General features: G+C 60.5%; 17 protein-coding genes and 1 pseudogene. 13 read left to right on the forward strand and 5 right to left on the reverse strand.

What is annotated here, in order from left to right; genetic code table 11:
* Positions 1-21: 21 nt before the first annotated feature.
* The 12 genes from MKS11_RS06430 to MKS11_RS06485 all read left to right on the forward strand — a co-directional run bounded on the left by MKS11_RS06430 (position 22) and on the right by MKS11_RS06485 (position 12,033).
* Entirely contained in the window at positions 22-705 is a 684-nt protein-coding gene (locus tag MKS11_RS06430; protein ID WP_004202919.1) for a CatA-like O-acetyltransferase, family 1, read from the forward strand.
* Positions 706-975: 270 nt separating this feature from the next.
* Entirely contained in the window at positions 976-2,202 is a 1,227-nt protein-coding gene (locus MKS11_RS06435; RefSeq protein WP_087771053.1) for an SfnB family sulfur acquisition oxidoreductase, read from the forward strand.
* Position 2,203: 1 nt separating this feature from the next.
* Positions 2,204-2,878, forward strand: a complete 675-nt coding sequence (locus MKS11_RS06440; protein ID WP_004202921.1) for a methionine ABC transporter permease — start codon at positions 2,204-2,206, stop codon at positions 2,876-2,878.
* A 31-nt stretch (positions 2,879-2,909) separates the two neighbouring features.
* Positions 2,910-3,686, forward strand: coding sequence for a MetQ/NlpA family ABC transporter substrate-binding protein (locus tag MKS11_RS06445; protein ID WP_017899539.1), 777 nt, complete (start codon positions 2,910-2,912; stop codon positions 3,684-3,686).
* A 52-nt stretch (positions 3,687-3,738) separates the two neighbouring features.
* Positions 3,739-4,782: a methionine ABC transporter ATP-binding protein gene (locus tag MKS11_RS06450; RefSeq protein WP_057215651.1), complete on the forward strand. Its 1,044-nt coding sequence runs from the start codon at positions 3,739-3,741 to the stop codon at positions 4,780-4,782.
* 148 nt (positions 4,783-4,930) lie between these two features.
* Positions 4,931-6,634: an ABC transporter substrate-binding protein gene (locus MKS11_RS06455; RefSeq protein ID WP_004202925.1), complete on the forward strand. Its 1,704-nt coding sequence runs from the start codon at positions 4,931-4,933 to the stop codon at positions 6,632-6,634.
* Between the two features lie 44 nt (positions 6,635-6,678).
* On the forward strand, positions 6,679-7,638 hold the full coding sequence (locus MKS11_RS06460; protein ID WP_004202926.1) for an ABC transporter permease: 960 nt from the start codon (positions 6,679-6,681) through the stop codon (positions 7,636-7,638).
* Positions 7,635-8,585: an oligopeptide ABC transporter permease gene (opp4C, locus tag MKS11_RS06465; RefSeq protein ID WP_072500751.1), complete on the forward strand. Its 951-nt coding sequence runs from the start codon at positions 7,635-7,637 to the stop codon at positions 8,583-8,585. Before MKS11_RS06460 ends, opp4C begins: the two co-directional genes overlap by 4 nt.
* The gene (locus MKS11_RS06470; protein ID WP_087771054.1) at positions 8,582-9,562 is read left to right on the forward strand and encodes an ABC transporter ATP-binding protein; all 981 of its coding nucleotides are present in this window, start codon (positions 8,582-8,584) and stop codon (positions 9,560-9,562) included. Before opp4C ends, MKS11_RS06470 begins: the two co-directional genes overlap by 4 nt.
* A complete protein-coding gene (locus MKS11_RS06475) occupies positions 9,559-10,530 on the forward strand; it encodes an ABC transporter ATP-binding protein (RefSeq protein WP_017899544.1) in 972 nt (323 codons plus the stop codon). Before MKS11_RS06470 ends, MKS11_RS06475 begins: the two co-directional genes overlap by 4 nt.
* A 368-nt stretch (positions 10,531-10,898) precedes the next feature.
* Positions 10,899-11,426 (forward strand): anti-virulence regulator CigR family protein, encoded by a 528-nt coding sequence (locus MKS11_RS06480; protein ID WP_023318456.1) that lies wholly within the window; start codon positions 10,899-10,901, stop codon positions 11,424-11,426.
* Positions 11,427-11,544: 118 nt separating this feature from the next.
* The gene (locus MKS11_RS06485; RefSeq protein ID WP_094334033.1) at positions 11,545-12,033 is read left to right on the forward strand and encodes a DinB family protein; all 489 of its coding nucleotides are present in this window, start codon (positions 11,545-11,547) and stop codon (positions 12,031-12,033) included.
* Between the two features lie 13 nt (positions 12,034-12,046).
* Here the strand turns inward: MKS11_RS06485 and MKS11_RS27585 are convergent, their stop codons facing one another.
* The 3 genes and pseudogenes from MKS11_RS27585 to MKS11_RS06500 all read right to left on the reverse strand — a co-directional run bounded on the left by MKS11_RS27585 (position 12,047) and on the right by MKS11_RS06500 (position 14,812).
* Positions 12,047-12,850: a helix-turn-helix transcriptional regulator gene (locus tag MKS11_RS27585; RefSeq protein WP_306490390.1), complete on the reverse strand. Its 804-nt coding sequence runs from the start codon at positions 12,848-12,850 to the stop codon at positions 12,047-12,049.
* Positions 12,851-13,006: 156 nt separating this feature from the next.
* Positions 13,007-13,120, reverse strand: a pseudogene (locus MKS11_RS06495) (LuxR family transcriptional regulator); the annotation flags it as partial.
* Positions 13,121-13,279: 159 nt separating this feature from the next.
* Complete coding sequence (locus MKS11_RS06500; protein ID WP_087771057.1) at positions 13,280-14,812, reverse strand: MFS transporter; 1,533 nt, start codon at positions 14,810-14,812, stop codon at positions 13,280-13,282.
* A gap of 116 nt (positions 14,813-14,928) precedes the next feature.
* Between MKS11_RS06500 and MKS11_RS06505 the strand changes: the two genes are divergently transcribed.
* Entirely contained in the window at positions 14,929-15,846 is a 918-nt protein-coding gene (locus tag MKS11_RS06505; protein ID WP_284109448.1) for a LysR family transcriptional regulator, read from the forward strand.
* Between the two features lie 73 nt (positions 15,847-15,919).
* On the opposite strand, the gene MKS11_RS06510 is transcribed toward MKS11_RS06505, so the two are convergent.
* Both MKS11_RS06510 and MKS11_RS06515 read right to left on the reverse strand, forming a co-directional pair.
* Positions 15,920-16,909 carry an isopenicillin N synthase family oxygenase gene (locus tag MKS11_RS06510; protein WP_074440893.1) on the reverse strand — a complete coding sequence of 330 codons (990 nt, stop codon included), beginning with the start codon at positions 16,907-16,909 and terminating at the stop codon, positions 15,920-15,922.
* A 20-nt stretch (positions 16,910-16,929) separates the two neighbouring features.
* Positions 16,930-18,348, reverse strand: a complete 1,419-nt coding sequence (locus tag MKS11_RS06515) for an amidohydrolase family protein (RefSeq protein ID WP_087771059.1) — start codon at positions 18,346-18,348, stop codon at positions 16,930-16,932.
* Positions 18,349-18,353 lie beyond the last annotated feature (5 nt).

The raw sequence follows: 18,353 nt of genomic DNA on the forward strand, positions 1-18,353 counted from the left end.
GCCAGCTATAAGGAGGCATCCATGGCACGTTACCGGATCATCGACACCGCGGCCTGGCCCCGCCGGGACCATTTCACCTTTTACCGACAATTTGCCAACCCCAGCTTTAATCTCTGCGTTCCGATAGAGGCGCAGCGCCTGTACGAATGTGCGAAGGACCGGCGGGTCTCATTTTTTCAGCTCGCGCTCTATGCCCTGCTGCGCGCGGCCAACGGGGTGCCGCAGCTCCGGCAGCGCGTGCGCGATGGCGAGGTGATTGAATATGACAGCCTGGCGGTCATGACGCCGGTGATGACCGTCGAGGAGGGCTTCCGCCAGGTATGGTGCGACAACGCTGCCGAGTTCACCGCCTTCAGCGCCGCGGCAACGCCGAAGATCGTCGCGGCAAGAGAGACATCGCCGGCGCCGCTCATCGTCGATGGCGAACATTTTATCTGCGCCAGCTGTCTGCCGTGGCTCCACTTTACTTCGATGACCCATGCGGAATACGCGGTGGGCGCCGCGGTTCCTGCGCTCACCTGGGGGAAACTGCAGAACGGCGTGATCCCGGTAGCCGGGCGATTTAACCATGCCTTCGTCGATGGTCTCCATGCCAGCCGCTTTTATGCCCTCGTCGAAGCGGGGTTTCGTGACCCCGAGCGGCTCTGGCAGCCGCTAACCGCGACCGCCCCCTCACTGCTCCCCCCTACGGCGAAGGATCGCTGAGAACTCGCCACACTCACCGCCGGGCAGTCTTCCCTCTGTCCGGAGGTCGCTTTTCCCTAACTGTCGCCTTTGCAACAGGCAGCGCAAAAGCGCGCTGCATTTGCAGCAGTCCGCTCCGTCAGCAGACATAGCCACCCCGCTAAATATCGCCAACCTGCCTTCCTCTCTCGCTGGCACGTGTTTTGCTTACCCATACATATAACCCATGGGCATTATGAATAATATATTTATCCAATTTACGCATAAGCTATTCACTGAATAAGAGAGAAGATGATGTCAGCCAGTTCACCCGCTCTGCCTTACACCCAGTCCTCGCCGCAGGCGCATATTATTGCCAGCGATGCGGAAGCCCTCGCCATCGCCGATGAGATCGCCGCCGTGCTCAAACCCGGCGCCGCCGAGCGCGACCGCACGGGTATCGTCCCGGTGGAGATCGTCAACACCTACTCCAACAGCGGGCTGTGGGGTATTACGGTGCCGCGCCGCTTTGGCGGCGCCGAGGTCTCGGCCGCGACCCTGGCGCAGGTCATTGCCATTCTTTCCGCGGCCGATCCATCGTTAGGTCAGATTCCCCAGAACCACTATTGCCTGCTGGAAGATATTCGTCTGCAGGGCAGCGACGACCAGCAGGCGTTCTTTTTCGCCCAGGTACTGCAAGGCTATCGCTTCGCCAATGCCCTGTCGGAAACCGGGGGGAAAACGGTCCTCGATATTCGTACCCGTATCGTGCAAGGCGCCGAGGGGCTGGGGATCAATGGCCGTAAAGGCTATTGCACCGGATCACTGTATGCCCACTGGATTGGCATTCTGGCGCTGGATGCTGACGATCGCGCCCAGCTCGCCTTTGTGCCACAGAACAGCCCGGGGCTGACGGTGGTCGATGACTGGGCGTGCCTCGGTCAGCGAACTACCGCCAGCGGCACCGTACTGGCCGATAATCTTCCGGTCAATTCCTTCCACCTTTTCCCAACGTGGAAGTCCTACGCCAGCCCGACCCTTGCCGGCCCCTTTGCCCAGTTGACCACCGCGGCGATAGACGCCGGTATCGCCCGCGCGGCGCTGGACGATACCGTGGCGTTCGTGCGCAACAGCGCCCGACCGTGGATCGACGCCGGTGTGGCGCGGGCCAGTGACGACCCGCTGACTATCTACCATATCGGTCAGCTGGATAGCCGTCTTGCCGCTGCCGACGCGCTGCTGGAGCGGGCCGGACGGGTGCTCGACCGCTATAAAAATGACCTCAGTGAGGAACATGTCGCCGAGGCATCGCTGGCCGTCGCCCGCGCCAAAATCTGGACCACTGAAGTAGCGCTGGAGGCCGCCAGCCGCCTGTTTGAGCTGGGGGGCACGCGGGCTACCGGTGAGTCGCTCAACCTCGACCGCCACTGGCGCAATGCCCGGGTGCACACCCTGCACGACCCGGTACGCTGGAAGTATCAGCTGCTCGGAAACTGGGTGCTGAACGGTATTCGTCCGCAACGACACGACTGGAACTGATATGACGAGTCTGCTGGCATTTTTCGCACAAATCGACTGGAGCGATGTGGCCCAGGCCGCCCTCGATACCCTCACCATGCTGGCCTGGTCGCTGGGCTGGACCGTGCTGCTGGGCCTTCCGCTGGGGATCGTACTCTATCTCACCGGCGAGCCGCGTTTGCTGTACGCCCCGCGTCTTTACCGCCTGTTGTCATTGTGCGTCAACGTGCTGCGCTCCCTGCCGTTCATCATTTTACTCATTGTCATGATCCCGTTGACCACGTTGCTGACCGGCACCTCGCTGGGGGTGGAAGGAACCATTCCGCCGCTGGTCGCCGGCTGCGCCCCGTTCTTCGCCCGGCTGGTGGAAACCGCTCTGCGCGAGGTGGAGCACGGCCTGGTGGAGGCCAGCTGGTCGATGGGCGGCAGCACCTGGCAGCTTATCTGGCACACGCTGTTACCGGAGTCGCGGGCCGGGCTGATCGCCGCTGTGACCGTGACGGCCATTTTGCTGGTCGACTACACCTCGATGGCGGGGGTGATTGGCGGCGGTGGGCTGGGCGATCTGGCCATTCGTTTTGGTTATCAGCGCTTTCAGACTGACGTGATGGTGGTCACCGTCCTGATGCTGATTGCGCTGGTACAGCTTCTGCAAATGAGCGGCGACCGCCTGGTGCGCTACGTCAGCCGCAAATAACTTACCCTTCCAGGTTTCAGGAATCACTATCATGAAAAAATCCATTATCGCCGCCGGACTTCTGGCCCTCTTCTCCACCACAGCAATGGCTAACGAGACGCTGATCGTCGGCGCCACGCCGGTACCGCATGCGGAAATCCTGGAGTTTGTGAAGCCCGTGTTGGCAAAGGAAGGCGTCGATTTACAGATCAAAGTATTTAACGATTTTATACAGCCCAATCAGCAGCTGGCGGAGAAACACCTCGACGCTAACTACTACCAGTACCGTCCGTTTCTCGATAACTACAACCAGACCCGGCATACCAACCTTGTTCCGGTAGTCGGGGTGCATATCGAACCTTTCGGCGCCTACTCCAGCAAATACACGAGTCTCACCGCGGTGCCGGACGGGGCGACGATCGCCATTCCTAACGATCCGGTGAACACCGGACGCGCGCTGGTGATGTTAAGCAACGCCGGGCTGATTACCCTCAAGGATCCGCACAATCCGCAATCGGCAACGAAGGACATCACCAGCAACCCGCATCACTTTAAAATCCGCGAACTGGAGGGCGCCATGCTGGCGCGGGCGGTGAAGCAGGTCGACCTCGCCTTTATCTTTGCCAACTATGCGCTGGAGGCTGGTATCGACACCGATAAAGCGTTGCTGGTGGAAAAAGGCAGCGATCTGTACGTCGAATATCTGGTGGCGCGTCCGGACAATATTCAGGACCCGGGCATTCAGAAACTGGCGCAAGCGCTGCATTCGGACGCCGTTCGTCAGTTCATTCTGACGCGTTATCAGGGCAAAATTTTACCCGGATTTTAATCACCGCGGGCAGCGGCGACAGCCGCTGCCCGGGCAAACGGAGCGCATCATCGTGACGCATATCCCCGCCCCACCGATCCATATTGAGTTTGCTGGTATCAGCAAAGCCTATCCTAACGGCGTGCAGGCGCTACAGGACATTGACCTGACCATCCGTCAGGGCGAAATTTTCGGCATCATCGGCCGCAGCGGCGCCGGAAAATCCACCCTGCTGCGCCTGTTTAATCGCCTGGAAAGTGCCGATAGCGGCGAGATGTTCATCCACGGCGAGTCGACCGTTCGCTACTCCCCGCGCCAGCTGCGCGACCTGCGTCGGCGGGTGGCGATGATTTTTCAGCACTTTAACCTGATGGCCACCAAAACCGTGGCGCAGAATATTGCGCTGCCGCTGAAGATGGCTGGCATCCCGGCCGGCGAACGTCAGCGGCGGGTTACGGAAATGCTTGAGCTGGTGGGCCTCAGCGCCCTGCGCGACAGCTACCCTGCCCGCCTTTCCGGCGGCCAGAAACAGCGAACCGGCATCGCCCGGGCGCTGGTCACTCAACCGGAAATTCTGCTGTGCGATGAGGCAACTTCGGCGCTGGATCCGGAAAACACCTTGTCGGTGTTAACCCTGCTGAAGGAGATTAACCAGCGCCTGGGGCTGACTATCGTGCTGATCACTCACGAAATGGAGGTTATTCGCACCCTCTGCGATCGGGTCAGCGTGCTTGAAGGCGGACGCATTGTCGAACAGGGGGAGGTCTGGCGCGTGTTTGGCAACCCGCAGCATCCGGTGACGCGCGCTATGCTCGGCCTGCAGCACCCCGATCGCCCGGAGGCCGGGCCATCGCTGCGCGACGGCGAGCAGATCGTGACCTTACGGTTTGACGGCAGCAGCGGTCGCGAACCCAATCTGCAGCATATCGCCAGCCTGCTGGGGGGCGACGCCCGCCTGCTGTACAGCAACTGCGAGCGTATCCAGGGCCGGGTCATCGGCCAGCTGCAGGTCCGGCTGAGCGGGCCGCTGGCCGCCAGCGCGCTGGTGCAGGATGGCTGGGTCGCGGACAGCATTTTGACCCACCCTCTTCAGACAGCGGAAACCACTGCGCCATAGCCATAGAATGGAATTATATTTCCGATCCTTTGCTAAGGATAATTGGTTATAAATCATAGCGTTTCAGTGTTAGACAGGGCGAAGTGCGCCTCTTATCTTTCGTCATGAATTGTAAATCACCACGCAATCACTTGATGAGGTAGCACTTTTGTCCAGATTACAACAAGGATTAAAAACCCAAAAAACCCGCTTCGCCCTGGCGCTAAAAGTGGCCCTGCTCGGCGGCGTGGTAGCATTTTCTTCTGCTGTCTTTGCTGAGGGTCTCCTGAAAGAAGGCATCACCCCGGCCACTGACGCCAGTCAGATCCCGGCCAGCGCTAAGCTGCGCAAAGACACGGTGGTGGCCGGGATCTCCGAGCCGCAGGGGATCTTTAACCCCTACTTTTTCGTCAACGGCTGGGATGAGAACGTCACTAACGTCATTTTTTCACGCCTGATCGACTGGGACAGCCAGGGCAAGCTGGTCCCGGGGCTGGCGGAGAGCTGGACGGTCAGCCCGGACAGTAAAGTCTATACCATTAAATTGCGCCCTGGTCTGACCTTCAGCGATGGTTCACCGCTGACGGCGGAAGATGTCGCCTTTACCCTGACGGTCCTGCTCGACCCCAAATATGATGGCGATACCGACATCACCCTGGCCAATATCGCTGGCGGCGCAGAATACAAAGCCGGCAAGGCTGACAGCGTCAGCGGCCTGAAGGTCATCGACCCGCTCACTCTTCAGGTGACCACCACCCAGCCAGGCGCCACCACGCTGGCCAAAATTGGCGGGCCAGTGCTGTCGAAAGCCTGGTACGGCAAAGGATATCAACGGGGACATCTCGACTATCTGCGCTCACTGCACGGCAAGCCGCTGGGCAACGGCCCTTACGTGTACGATACCTATATTCCCGGTCAGGAAATTCGCTTCCATGCCAATAGCCATTTTTACCGTGGGACGCCGCCAACGCCGCGCTTTATCTATCGCGTGACCAATCCGTCGACCAACTTCCAGTTGTTCCAGACCGGGGAGACCGACTACGACGCCTTTACCTCGCGTCCTGACGATATCGAACAGCTGAAGATGCTCGGCTTCGCCAACATTAATCTTTACGGCTCCAGCGACTACAGCCAGGTGGAATTCAACGTTCATCGTCCGGCGCTGCAGGATAAGCGGGTACGCCAGGCGCTGATTTACGGCCTGGACCGGCAGAAGCTGATCGACGTGGTCTATCAGGGGTACGGCAAAGTCGCCATCGAGCCGATCGCCCCGATCTCCTGGGCCTTTAACGCAGAAGGCGTCAATCCTTACCATTACGATCCGGCGCAGGCGAAAAAACTGCTGGATGAGGCCGGCTGGAAAGCTGGCGCCGACGGTATCCGCGTCAAAGAGGGCCAGCGCCTGGAGCTGACCCTGCTGGTGAGCAAGAAGGTGCTCAACGATGCGTTGATCCCCATCGCCAAGGAGAACTGGCGGCAGATCGGCGTGCTGCTTAAACCGCAGGTGGTGGATTTCAACGCTCTGATGGCGCAGCGCAAAGCCGGAAATTACGATCTCGCCTCGTTCAGCACCAGCACTCTCAACGACCCGCACGACGGGGTATGGGATTTCTACAGCAGCGAAGCTAAAGAGTCCGGCTACCACAACGCGGAGGTCGATAAGCTGATTAACGCCGGCAACGCGGTGCTCGACATCGAAAAGCGCAAGCCGATCTATCACCAGCTGTATAAAGTGCTGGCCGACGATCCGCCGGTGATCCTGCTCGGCTATCGCAACATCCTTTCCGCCAGCAGCGCCCGCGTCACCGGCTTTAAACCGGATATCTACAACGGCCTGACCGGCAGCCTGCCGGATGTGAAAATCGTTAAGTAAATCCCCTGGCCGCCGGGTTAACCGGCGGCTGATGCGAGATCGTCATGAAAAATTTCATCCTGAGGCGCCTGCTGCAAACGCTGCCGATGCTACTGCTGGCCTCGTTCATTATTTTTATGCTGTTTGCCAAAACCCCCGGCGACTTTATCGATGGCAATATTACCCTGACCGCCGCCCGCGCTGCAGAGCTGAAGGCGATCTATGGCCTCGACCAGCCGCTGTTCACCCGCTATCTCCACTGGCTGGGACAGCTTCTGCGCGGCGATTTAGGCTTTTCGCTGCAGTATCAGATCCCGGTCAGCCAGCTGCTCAATCAGTACATCTGGAACTCTTTTCTGCTGGCCAGCGTCGCGCTGGTCTTTTACTGGGGCATTGGCCTGGCGGTCGGCGTGGTGTCGGCCCTGCGACCTGGCTCCTGGTTTGATCATCTGGTGAGCGTTGCGGTGTTTGCCGCCATGTCATTCCCCACCTTTTTCCTCTGCCTGTTGCTGATTAAATGGTTTGCCGTCGATCTCCACTGGCTGCCGGTAGGCGGGATGACCAATACCGGCAGCGACGAAAGCGGCTGGCAGTATGTGCTGCAAGTGGCTGCCCACCTGGCGCTGCCGGTGCTGGCGCTGGTGATGCTGCAGGCGGGCAGCCTGACGCGCTATGTGCGCGCCAGTATGCTCGACGTGGTGAAAATGGATTTTATCCGTACCGCCCGCGCCAAGGGGTTGCATGAGCGCACGGTGATCCTTAAACATGCGTTGCGCAACGCCCTGCTGCCGATCATCACCCTGCTGGGCTTTGAGCTGCCGGGGCTGTTCTCCGGGGCGATCATTACCGAAAAGGTATTCAACTGGCCGGGGGCAGGCCACATCCATATCGACTCGCTGGCCGCCCGCGACTATCCGGTGCTGATGGGGTTTACTCTGTTTCTGGCGGTGCTGACGATAGTCGGTAATTTGCTCGCCGACGTGCTGTACGCCTGGGCCGATCCGCGTATTCGGGTGAGGTCATGATGATCCTGTCTTACTTTGCTTCCCGTCGCCGCCAGCGGCAGGCGGCTATCCCGGTGCTGGCGCACATTACCCCCTCTCCCTGGCGCCAGGGATGGCGACAGCTGCGCCGTAACCGGCTGGCCATGTTCTGCCTGATCCTGCTGGCCGTAATGGCGGTGTGGTGCGTGCTGGGGCCCGTCTGGTCGCCGTGGAAAGATGATGCCACCGACGCCCTGAGCATCAACCAACCGCCCGGGGCGGAACACTGGCTGGGGACCGATTTCCTTGGTCGCGATGTCTACACCCGCCTGCTGCTGGCCGGCCGCATCTCGCTGATTATCGGCCTGCTGACCATGGTGATGTCGGTATTCCTCGGCTATCTGCTCGGCGCCCTCTCGGGTTATGTCGGTGGGTTAACCGACAGAGTGATCATGCGCGTGGCCGACCTGGTGATGACCATCCCTGGATTGCCGCTGTTGATTGTTGCCGGGGCGATGCTTTCCGAGCTCGATTTTTCCCCGGACTCGCGCATCTATATGGTGGTGGTAATGCTCAGCCTACTGGAGTGGCCCCGACTGGCGCGGCTGGTGCGCGGGCAATGTCTCTCCCTGCGCGAACGCGATTTTATGCTGGCCACCCAAGTACTGGGCCTGTCGGCGCGTCGCCGGCTGTTTGGCCACCTGCTGCCGAATACCATTCCGATTCTGGTGGTGATGGCGACCATGGCTGTCGCCAACGCCATTCTCAGCGAATCCGCGCTGAGCTATCTCGGCCTCGGCGTGGTGCCGCCAACGCCGTCGTGGGGCAATATGATGGATGCCGCCAATAGCCTGATCGATTTCCAGCGCCGTCCCTGGCTGTGGATGCCGCCTGGGATCGCCATCTTTCTCACCGTGATCGCCATTAACGTGCTGGGCGATGGCCTGCGCGACGCCATGGATCCCAATATGAAACCGAGGCTGAAATGACCCTACCGTTAGTCTCTTTTAATCATCTCTCCGTCTCTTTCGCTGGCGAACGTCATCGCGTGCGCGCGGTGCAGGACGTCTCTTTCACGATTCAGGCCGGGCAAACCGTTGGCGTGGTGGGCGAGTCCGGCTGCGGCAAAAGCGTCACCGCCATGGCGCTGATGGGCCTCCTGCCGTCGCAGGCAGCGCGCATCGACGGCGGCGAAATTCGTTTCGCGGACCGCGATCTGCTGCGGCTGAACCCCAGACAGATGGCCGACCTGCGCGGCCACCAGCTGGCCATGATCTTTCAGGAACCGATGTCGGCCCTGAACCCGGTGTTGACCATCGGCGAACAGCTGTGCGAACCAGCGATCCGCCACCTCGGCGCCACGCCGAAAGCCGCCTGGCAGCTGGCTACCCGGCTGCTAAACGAGGTCGGCCTGGCGCGCGGCGACAGCCTGATGGCCAGCTACCCCCACCAGCTATCCGGCGGCATGCTGCAGCGGGTGATGATCGCCATGGCGCTGAGCTGTCAGCCCAAACTGCTGATTGCCGACGAACCGACCACCGCGCTGGACGTCACCGTGCAGGCGCAAATCCTGCGCCTGCTGCGGGACCGGGCGCGGGCCAGCCAGATGGCGATGATGCTGATTACCCACGACCTGGGGGTGATCGCGCAGATGGCCGAACAGGTGGTGGTGATGTATGCCGGAAGGATCGTGGAACAGGGCGCCACGGCGGAGGTGCTACGCCATCCGCAGCACCCTTATACGCGTGGGCTCATCGCCTCCCGCCCGGTGCCGGGCGAGCGGCGTCGGCGACTGTACTCGATTCCCGGTCAGGTACCGGATCTGGCCGCCCTGCCGGCGGGCTGCGCTTTTGCCGGGCGCTGCGAACGGGCGACGCCGCGCTGCCGGGAGGCGATTCCGCCGCTGCTCGGCGAGCGCCAGCGGGCCGCCTGCTTTTATAGCGAATTTGCGGAGGCGACAGCATGAGCGATCGCTATGTTATTGAAGTGGATGGATTGAAGAAGTATTTTCCGCTGCGCGACGGCCTCTTTGGCCAGCAGACCGGCGAGCTTCGCGCGGTGGACGGCGTCAGCTTTAACATCCGTCCGGGCACTATTTTTGGCCTGGTGGGCGAGTCCGGCAGCGGCAAAACCACCGTCGGCCGAACCCTGCTTGGCCTGTACGAGAAGAGCGCCGGCAGCGTGAAATTTCACGGTCAGGAGCTGGCCGACCTGACCGGGCCCGCCCTGCGCGCCATTCGGCCGAGGATGCAGCTGGTATTTCAGGATCCCTACAGCTCACTGAACCCGCGGCTGCGTATTGGCGAGGCGATAGGCGAAGCCATGCTGCAGCACAAGCTCTGCACCCGCGATGAGCTCTATGACCGGGTGATCGACGTGATGAAGATCTGCGGCCTGGCGCCGGAACACTACGCCCGCTTCCCGCATCAGTTTTCCGGCGGCCAGCGCCAGCGGATCGGTATTGCCCGGGCGCTGATCCTCAACCCGGATTTTATCGTCGCCGATGAGCCCATCTCGGCCCTCGATGTGTCGATTCAGGCGCAGATCATCAATTTGTTTTCCGACCTGCGCGACGACCGCGGCGTCACGTTTCTGTTTATCTCCCACGACCTCGGGGTGGTGGAGCATTTATGTGACGATGTGGCGGTGATGTATCTCGGGCAACTGGTGGAAAGCGCCAGCCGCGATGCGCTGTTCAGCCGCCCCCTCCATCCCTACACCCGCGCTCTGCTAGCCGCGGTGCCGACCCTCGACCCGCACAGCGAACCGCAGGCGCTGGTGCAAGGCGAGATCCCGGATCCGACCAATCCTCCCGCCGGCTGCCGCTTTTCATCTCGCTGCCCGCAGGCCGGCGATCTGTGCCGCAGAGAAGCTCCGGCGCTGCGCGAGGTGGCCCCTGGTCATCGGGTGGCCTGCCATTGGGTCGCGTCCTGAGCGCGGCCGACGGGGGTTATTTATTTCTAAACAACCGGTCGATTGTGCGCAGCGGCGCCAGGATTTACTATCCGCTCCGTCTTGTGAGACGCGTTATGAATGAAGCGTAATATTTTTGTTCATTTTTGCCCGATGGCTTCGGGCATTTTTTTGCGACACGCCCGGGAGCGATCCTGCCGGCGACAAATTTAGCGGGGCGCGGTCGCCCGTCTGTCAAAACGCAGCAATGGAATTGCTCGCCCGCGTCCCGCTATTCCTTAATGACCTTCCCGTGAAATCCCGGAAAAAAATAAGACTCTATGAGATTGCCTGAGGCATAGCGTTATCTTATTTTTTAAGCGTGTACTCCACATTAAGGAAGCAAGATCATGCTTAAGCGTCGCACTATTAAAACAGCACTGGCGGCGGTTATTTCTCTCGCCGTCATGGCGGCACCGGCCTATGCCAACCCGGGTAACGGTAATGGCAATGGCGGCGGTAATCACGGGAACAGTGGTAACCATGGCAATAGCGGCAATCATGGTAACAGCGGTAACAGCGGCGACCATGGTAATAAAGGACAAAATAAAGGTCAGTCCACCGCCGATCATGGCAACCGCAAAAACTACGGCAAGCCCGACCACGTCGACAGCGATATTAGCTTCTCACGGGCGCGCTCCCTGGCCGTGAACTACGGTCTGGTCGGCTATCAGGCGCTGCCTCCGGGTATCGCCAAAAATGTCGCCCGCGGCAAACCGCTCCCTCCGGGTATCGCGAAAAAGACCCTGCCAGCTTCTATGATTAACGATCTGCCCTATTATCCGGGCTATGAATGGAGGGCGGTCGGCGATGACCTGGTGCTGGTAGCGCTGAGCACTGCCATTGTCACCGCCGTGATTAACGGTGTGTTTGACTAACTCACCTGCTTATTGAAAAGCCTCGCCCCGGCGAGGCTTTTTTTGTGCCTGGCGCTGGCGAGTGACAACTCGCTGGCATCATCGCTAAGATAATGGCTCAACCAACCCGGGACCGACTATGGACAAAGACACTGTAGTGACGCTGTTGAAGTACAAGCGCTGGATTGACCTTGCCACCTTACAGGCGATCCGCACGATAGACGGAACAGTACATGGCGAAAAACGCCACCTGACCCTCAGGCTGATGAACCATATCCATGTCGTTGACATGATTTTCCGGGCGAATCTTCGCGGCAGGACGCACGGTTACACCGCGCTGAATACCCCCGAGACGCCAACCATTGATGCGCTGGAAACGGCAATGACCGCCTGTACGGACGAATACATTCACTACGTCAGCGCCATGACCCCCGCCGATTTCCACGAACGTATCGCCTTCAAATTTGTCGACGGCGGCGACGGCAATATGACCGCGATGGAGATGTTGAACCACATGCTCTTTCACGGCGCCTATCACCGCGGCGCGGTAGGCTGGATGATTGGCGAATGCGGCGGCGTGCCGCCGAAAGATGTGCTGACCGTTTTCCTGCGCGACCATCATTCCTGAGGATGCGAGAGCATCAGCCGTGAATCGCACGAATGATCAGCAGTAGTTCTGCCTGATTACGGGTGTGGGTTTTCCGGTACAGGGCGCTAAGGTGAGTTCTGATCGTGGCGATAGATACGCCCAGATGTAAGGCGCATTCATCCGGCGTCATGCCCCGCACCAGCAACTCCGCCACCGCATTTTCGGCAGGCTTGACGTTAAACAGTTCCATCAAGGCGCTGCCGGTGAGAAACGGCTCGGGAATAATCACGCAGGCGACCCCGGCAAGGCGGGCCGTCGGGATCACGAGGATCGGTTTCGGCTGACGCCCGGCGGTATAGCACACCCCTGCCCTCGGCGGCTCTGCCGTCCGGGTGGCCTGCTCGATAGCCCGTTTCAGTTTTTTGCTGTCGGTATTGAGGCACAGCGTATCGCCCCCGCTATACCAGGAGAGGCGGGTGTTAGCGCGCAGGTAGCGTTCGGCATGCGCGCTGGCGTAGACAATTTTACCGCCATGATCCACCAGCCATACCGGGTAGATCCCGTTGTCCATCACCGCGCTCTGGTATTTTATGGTGTCTCGCAGCTGTTCAAATCGGGCGTGAAGCTGGCAGGCGGTTTTTAACGCCGGGATCAAGCGCCTGAACAGTTCAAACTGCGCCGGCTGCGGATAAGCCGCCGTATTGGCCGTCATCAGTGACAGATAGGTGGCATAGCCATTGAGGGTGCATAGCTTGACGCTGGTAAGATTATTCAGATCGTTGGGGTGATGAAACTCATTGTAATAGACGCTGCCGGCAATAAATTTATCGCCTAAATACTCGCGGTCTCGGTACATTTGCCCGACCGGTAACGCGGTCAATATTTTTTCGGCGGGATCGATGGCCAGAAACACGTCGCGATAGGCAGTGAAGACCTTCTCCTCCAGCAGGAATGAATCGGTCAACAGATGCGCATTGCCTTTATCGTAGAACAGAAATGCCGCGTACTGATGGCCGGTGAGGAACGCCAGTTTCTGCAATGCCGATTTCCACAAATCGGGATCCAGGGTGGCCATCAGCACCGTTTCCAGGATCTCGATGTAAATCAGTTCCGGATCACTCGCCATACTGCCACCTGTGAGTCACTGTTTCCGCTGCCGGAGCGGCGCATGTGGCCGCCCTGATCAGCATAGTTCCGCCAGCGAAACAATGACAGTCCCGGTTCGCTAAGCAGACCGGGAAAGGCGGTTGCCGGGAGCGTGACGCCAATGCGTTATCAAGGGGGCTCAGGATCCGCTGTTGCGGGTTTGGAAATCGCTCCCCTTCCGGCATAGCGTCCGCCAGACCATCAGGGCGCACAGCAGGGTGACGACCGCCAGCCCGCTAAACAGTAGCGTATAAGCAGAGTCATAGCTCTCGCGCAGCACCCGGAGGGAAAAGTCAGGCAAAAGCGCAGCCGCCTGCGGCATATTGCCGGCTCCCAGCCAGCCTGCGGCGCGGTGAATCACCTCGGGGGCATACCCGTGAACGCGACTCTGCAGGGTCAGGGTATTGCTTGCCGTTAATACCGCGGAGACTATCGCCAGGGCGATCCCCTCACCGGCAACGCGAACGGTGTTGAACAGGCCTGCCGCCATACCGGCTTTCGCCACCGGCACAGCGGATATCGCCAGGCCGTCCATCAACCCCCAGGGAAGCGCCGCCCCCGCCCCACAGAGGATCAACGCCAGCACCAGTTGCGGAAGATGGTTACTGTGAAAAGCATTCCCCAGCAACAGCAACCCGACGGAGGCCATCATCAGCCCTCCCGTGGATACCCGCCCCGGTGAAAACCAGCGGGTGAGCAGGACCGCAACGGATGGGAAAATCAGCATCGGCGCGGTCAGCGCCATCAGATACAGCGCGCTCTTCGACTCACTCATCCCCTCTCCGCCCATAAAATGCAGTGGAACAACAATCAGCAGGACCACGTAGCAACAGCAGGTGGCGACAGGCAGCAACAGTACGCCGACAAAACGCGGATGGCGCAGCAGGGAGAGTTCCAGCACCGGGTTGCTCACCCTCCGGCAGCGCACGGCAAACGCCACGAACAGTCCCGCCGACGCGATGAACAAGGCCAGCGTGGTCAGCGATAAAAAGCCGCGGGCCGGAATGACCATAAGCGATGCAGTAAACAGCATCAGGGCCAGCGTAAACAGGGTTAAGCCGAGGTTGTCAGGTGTCCGCGGCTGGCTTTGTTCTGCCGCCGGCAGATACGCCAGACCGATAAGCAGAACCATCGCCGAGAGCAGCGCAAACAGGGCGTATACGCCGCGCCAACCCACCGCGTCGGTCATGAAGCCGATCAGCAGCGGGCCGAACGCCAGGCCGGCGCCGAACACCGTGCCCAGGATGCTGAATGCCCGCGTCCGCTGAGCACCATCATACAGCTGGGCCAGCGCCGCACTGCCGCTGGCTAAAATCATCGCCGCGGCCAGACCTTGCAGCGCCCTCAGCACGCCTGACAGGAAGAGATTGTGCGTCAGACAAAACAGCAGGCTGCTCAGGCAAAACAGCGCGGCGCCGGCGATAAAAATACGTTTTCTGTCGATGGCATCCGCCGTCACCCCTGCGGCCAGCAAAAAGCTGCCGAAAGTCAGCATAAAGCCATTGGTCAGCCACGACAGCGCAGCGGGAGAGCCGCCCAGCGACTGCTGTATCGCGGGGGTGGTCATGACGCCGCCGGTAAAACTTAACGGCAGCAGCAAGGCCGCCATAAAGACAGAAAGCGCCGCCAGGGCGCTGGCGTATCGGGAAGGTGTTCTGGCGGTGAGTAACATCGGGCGGCCCTCATCAGTCGGCAAGGAATGAATAAACTATCGCCATCCTATTGCGGATGTTCTTGCCGATAAATAGACTGAAAATATCTTCTTAAGAGACATAAGGTTTATAATCAATGGACAGCCTCACCTCGCTGACGTCCTTTGTCCGCACCGCCGAAATGCTAAGCTTTGTTCAGGCCGCCAGGCTGCTGGGCATATCTGCCTCGGCGGTGGGTAAGAATGTCGCCCGCCTTGAGCATAAACTGGGAGTCCGGCTGTTCAACCGCAGCACCAGAAACGTCAGCCTGACGGCGGAGGGGGCCGCATTTCTGACGCGCTGCCAGAGTATCCTGGAGCAGATCCAGGAGGCCGAGTCAGAGCTGACCAGCAGTCTCTCACAGCCCACCGGCAAACTGAGGATTTCACTGCCCGTCATTGGCTACCGCCTGTTGCTCCCCGCCCTCACCGCCTTTACCCGTCTTTATCCGCAGGTTGAACTGGATCTCGACTTTAGTGACCGGCTGGTCAATCTGATCGATGAAGGATTTGATGTCGCTATCCGCAGCGGTGAACTAGCGGACTCCCGCTTGATCGCCAGAAAGCTGGGAGGCTTTCGTTTTGTGCTCTGCGCCAGTCCGGCCTATCTGGCGGAATACGGCGTTCCCGGCTCGCCAGCGGAATTAGCGGCGCACAAGTGCTTTTTTTTTCGCTTCCCCGCGACGGGGCTGATCCAGCCCAGGGAACTGCGCGATATGCGGCTGACGGGAGATTTCAGGGCCGCTGCCATTATGACAGTCAATAACATTGAGGCCGCCATTCGCTTAAGCGCGGCGGGGATGGGCATCGCTTATGTGCCTGATTTTGTCGTGCGCGAGGCCATCAACGAGGGACAACTGCAGGAGGTGTTGCCCGGCTGTTGCGTCAAGGATGGGCATTTCTCGGTCCTGTGGCCCGCCAGCCGCTACCTGTCACCGCGAATACGCTGTTTTATCGATTTTATGGCTGCGGCAGAGATACCCTTGTCACCCGTATCGGCAAGCCCTACCCCCTGAAAAGCTCAGCGCCGGATGTCCTGCCGCGCGGCCAGCGAAAGCCGGCGGCAGGTATACCATTCAAGAGCGCATCTTACCCTTTGGCAAAATTGGCCTGGATCCGCTGCTGCAGATAATCCTCGGCGCTGATGGGCGGGTACTTCCTCTGCGGCCCGAGGATCTCGACATCTTTATTGGCCTGGCAGAAAAACGCCAGGCTGTAGCGCGGCCCCTGATATTCGTGGGGCAGCGGGTTTCTCACCCGGTGGAAGTTAGACGGCAGCTGGTCGTCGCTCCAGCGCATTAGCATATCGCCGATATTGCAGGTGATGACCTCTTCGCGCGGCTCAATGCTGGTCCACTGCTGGCTTTCGCGGTCTTTACCGGGACAAACCTGCAGGCCGCCCTGACCGGGGCGCTGGAACAGCAGCGTCAGACAGTCAAAATCGGTATGCGCGCCGGCCCGCCACATTCCCTGCTGCGACTGCTCGGTTGCATAGTAGTGCAGCATGCGCAAGGTGCTCTGATAGGTGTCACGCTGCGGATCGTGCGCGGTGGTGAAAAACGATTCCGGAAAACCGAGCTTTAACGCAAAGCAGGAGAGGATCTTCATCCCCAGCTGCCAGCACTGCGATTCAAACCCGAGCATCGTCTGTCGGAAGCCTGGCAGCTCCCGATCGCTGGGCCAGCGCCCATCCATCAGCGGACGGGTTATCTGATAGGACTCTTTTTGATCCGGCGTGCGGGTCGATGGCCGAACCTGCGCCTTGCTCTCCCAGCCGGCGTTGCCGGCCAGCGGATACTGGCGCTTCACCTCGTCGGGCAGGTTGAAAAACGCCTCGGTCGTGCTGAACGCCTGGCGGATCTCCGCCAGCGGAATACCATGGTGGCTGACCTGGAAGAAGCCGATCTCCACCGCCGCCTCCCACAGTTGTTCGGCAATATCATTTTTTCTTTCGGCAAAGTTCGACAGGTCGATACAGCGCACTTCGCGGGTGAAGGTCTCTTCGCCCTCGGCGCCCATCAGCGCCTCTTTTTCCAGTTCCTGTAAGGCATAGCGTTGATTCTGGGTGGTTGCGTTCATCGTCATTATCCTGTTATCAGTTAAACAGCGGCGCGCTGTTGGAGGGTACGGACGGCCGCCAGCGCGTCGTGGCGCATCGCGTCAAGGTCGAGACCGGGAATGGCGTCATCTTCCACGATGGGTCGGCCATTGAGCAGCAGCGCCTTCAGCGCGGCGCGCCCGCCGCAGGCCACCGGGCCAATGGCCATATCGTGCAGGCCGAAGTAGCGCGGATCGTCCAGCCGGTAAATGGCGAGGTCCGCCTGCATCCCGACCTGCAGAGTGCCGCTCTGCGCTAAGCCGAGGATCTGCGCCCCGCCGGCGCTGCCCCAGCGCACCACATCCTCCACCGTGGCCGCATCGGCCCCGCCCTCGAAGGTGCCTCCGGCGTAGCGCGGCTGCGCCAGCATCCCCTTGCGCGCGCGCTGCAGCAGCCATGCGGCGTGGGCTTCGCTTTGCATATCCGCCGCCTCATTGGAGGCAGCGCCATCCACCCCCAGCGAGACCGGGACCCCGGCCTGCTCCAGCGCCAGCAGATCGGCGATGCCGCTGCCCAGCCGACCGTTGCTTTGCGGGCAATGGGCGATGCCGGTTCTGGTGCGGCCCAGCAGGGCAATCTCCTCCGGCAGCAGCTTCACCAGATGGGCAAACCACACGTCATTTCCCAGCCAGTCATGCTCCGCGCAGAACTGCACCGGCGTCATGGCGAATTTCTGCCGCGCGGCGTCAAGATAATCGACGGTTTCCGATAAATGGCTGTGCAGCCGGATCCCCAGCTGGCGGGCCAGCTTCGCCATCTCCCGCAGCTGGGCGCCCGGCGCGGAGTGCAGGACGGTAGTGGGCGCCATCACCACCCGGCGCAGAGAATCGGGCCGGGGGTCGTGATAGCGGCTGACCAGCCGTTCGATATCCGCCATATAGCCGTCGAAGGTTTCCGGACGCAGCGCCACCGGCAGATCCTGTTCCACCGCCCGCCCCTGGGTCGCCCCACCCCGGCACAGAACGATGCGCATCCCCAGCGCTTCCCCTTCGCTGAAGACAATCTCCGAGGTATCGAAAGGCATATCTGGCCAGTACAGGTAGTTGTGATCCGCCACGCTGGCGCAGCCCGAGCGCAGAAGCTCCACCAGGCCAATGCGCACCGCCAGACGAAAAGTATGCTCATCGAAAGCCGCGCGAAAGCGGTACGGCGTGGCGCTCAGCCAGGCCGTCAGGCTCTGGTTCAGCCCCTGCGGCTCGCCCTTCAGCAGCGACTGAAAAAGATGGTGGTGCGTGTTCACCCATGCCGGATAGATCACACAGTCGCGGGCATCGATCTGTCGCTCTTCCGGCAGCGGCGTCAGGCTGCCGATGGCCGCAATCTTGCCGTCGCGGATGCGAATATCTGGCCCGGCCAGCCTCGCCGCCTCTCCGGGCAGACCGCTGAGGATGGCATGGGCATTTTTAATCATTAATGACATGGCGT

The organism is Klebsiella sp. K5-45 (assembly GCF_030128605.1).
Classification (GTDB): Bacteria; Pseudomonadota; Gammaproteobacteria; order Enterobacterales; family Enterobacteriaceae; genus Klebsiella; species Klebsiella quasipneumoniae.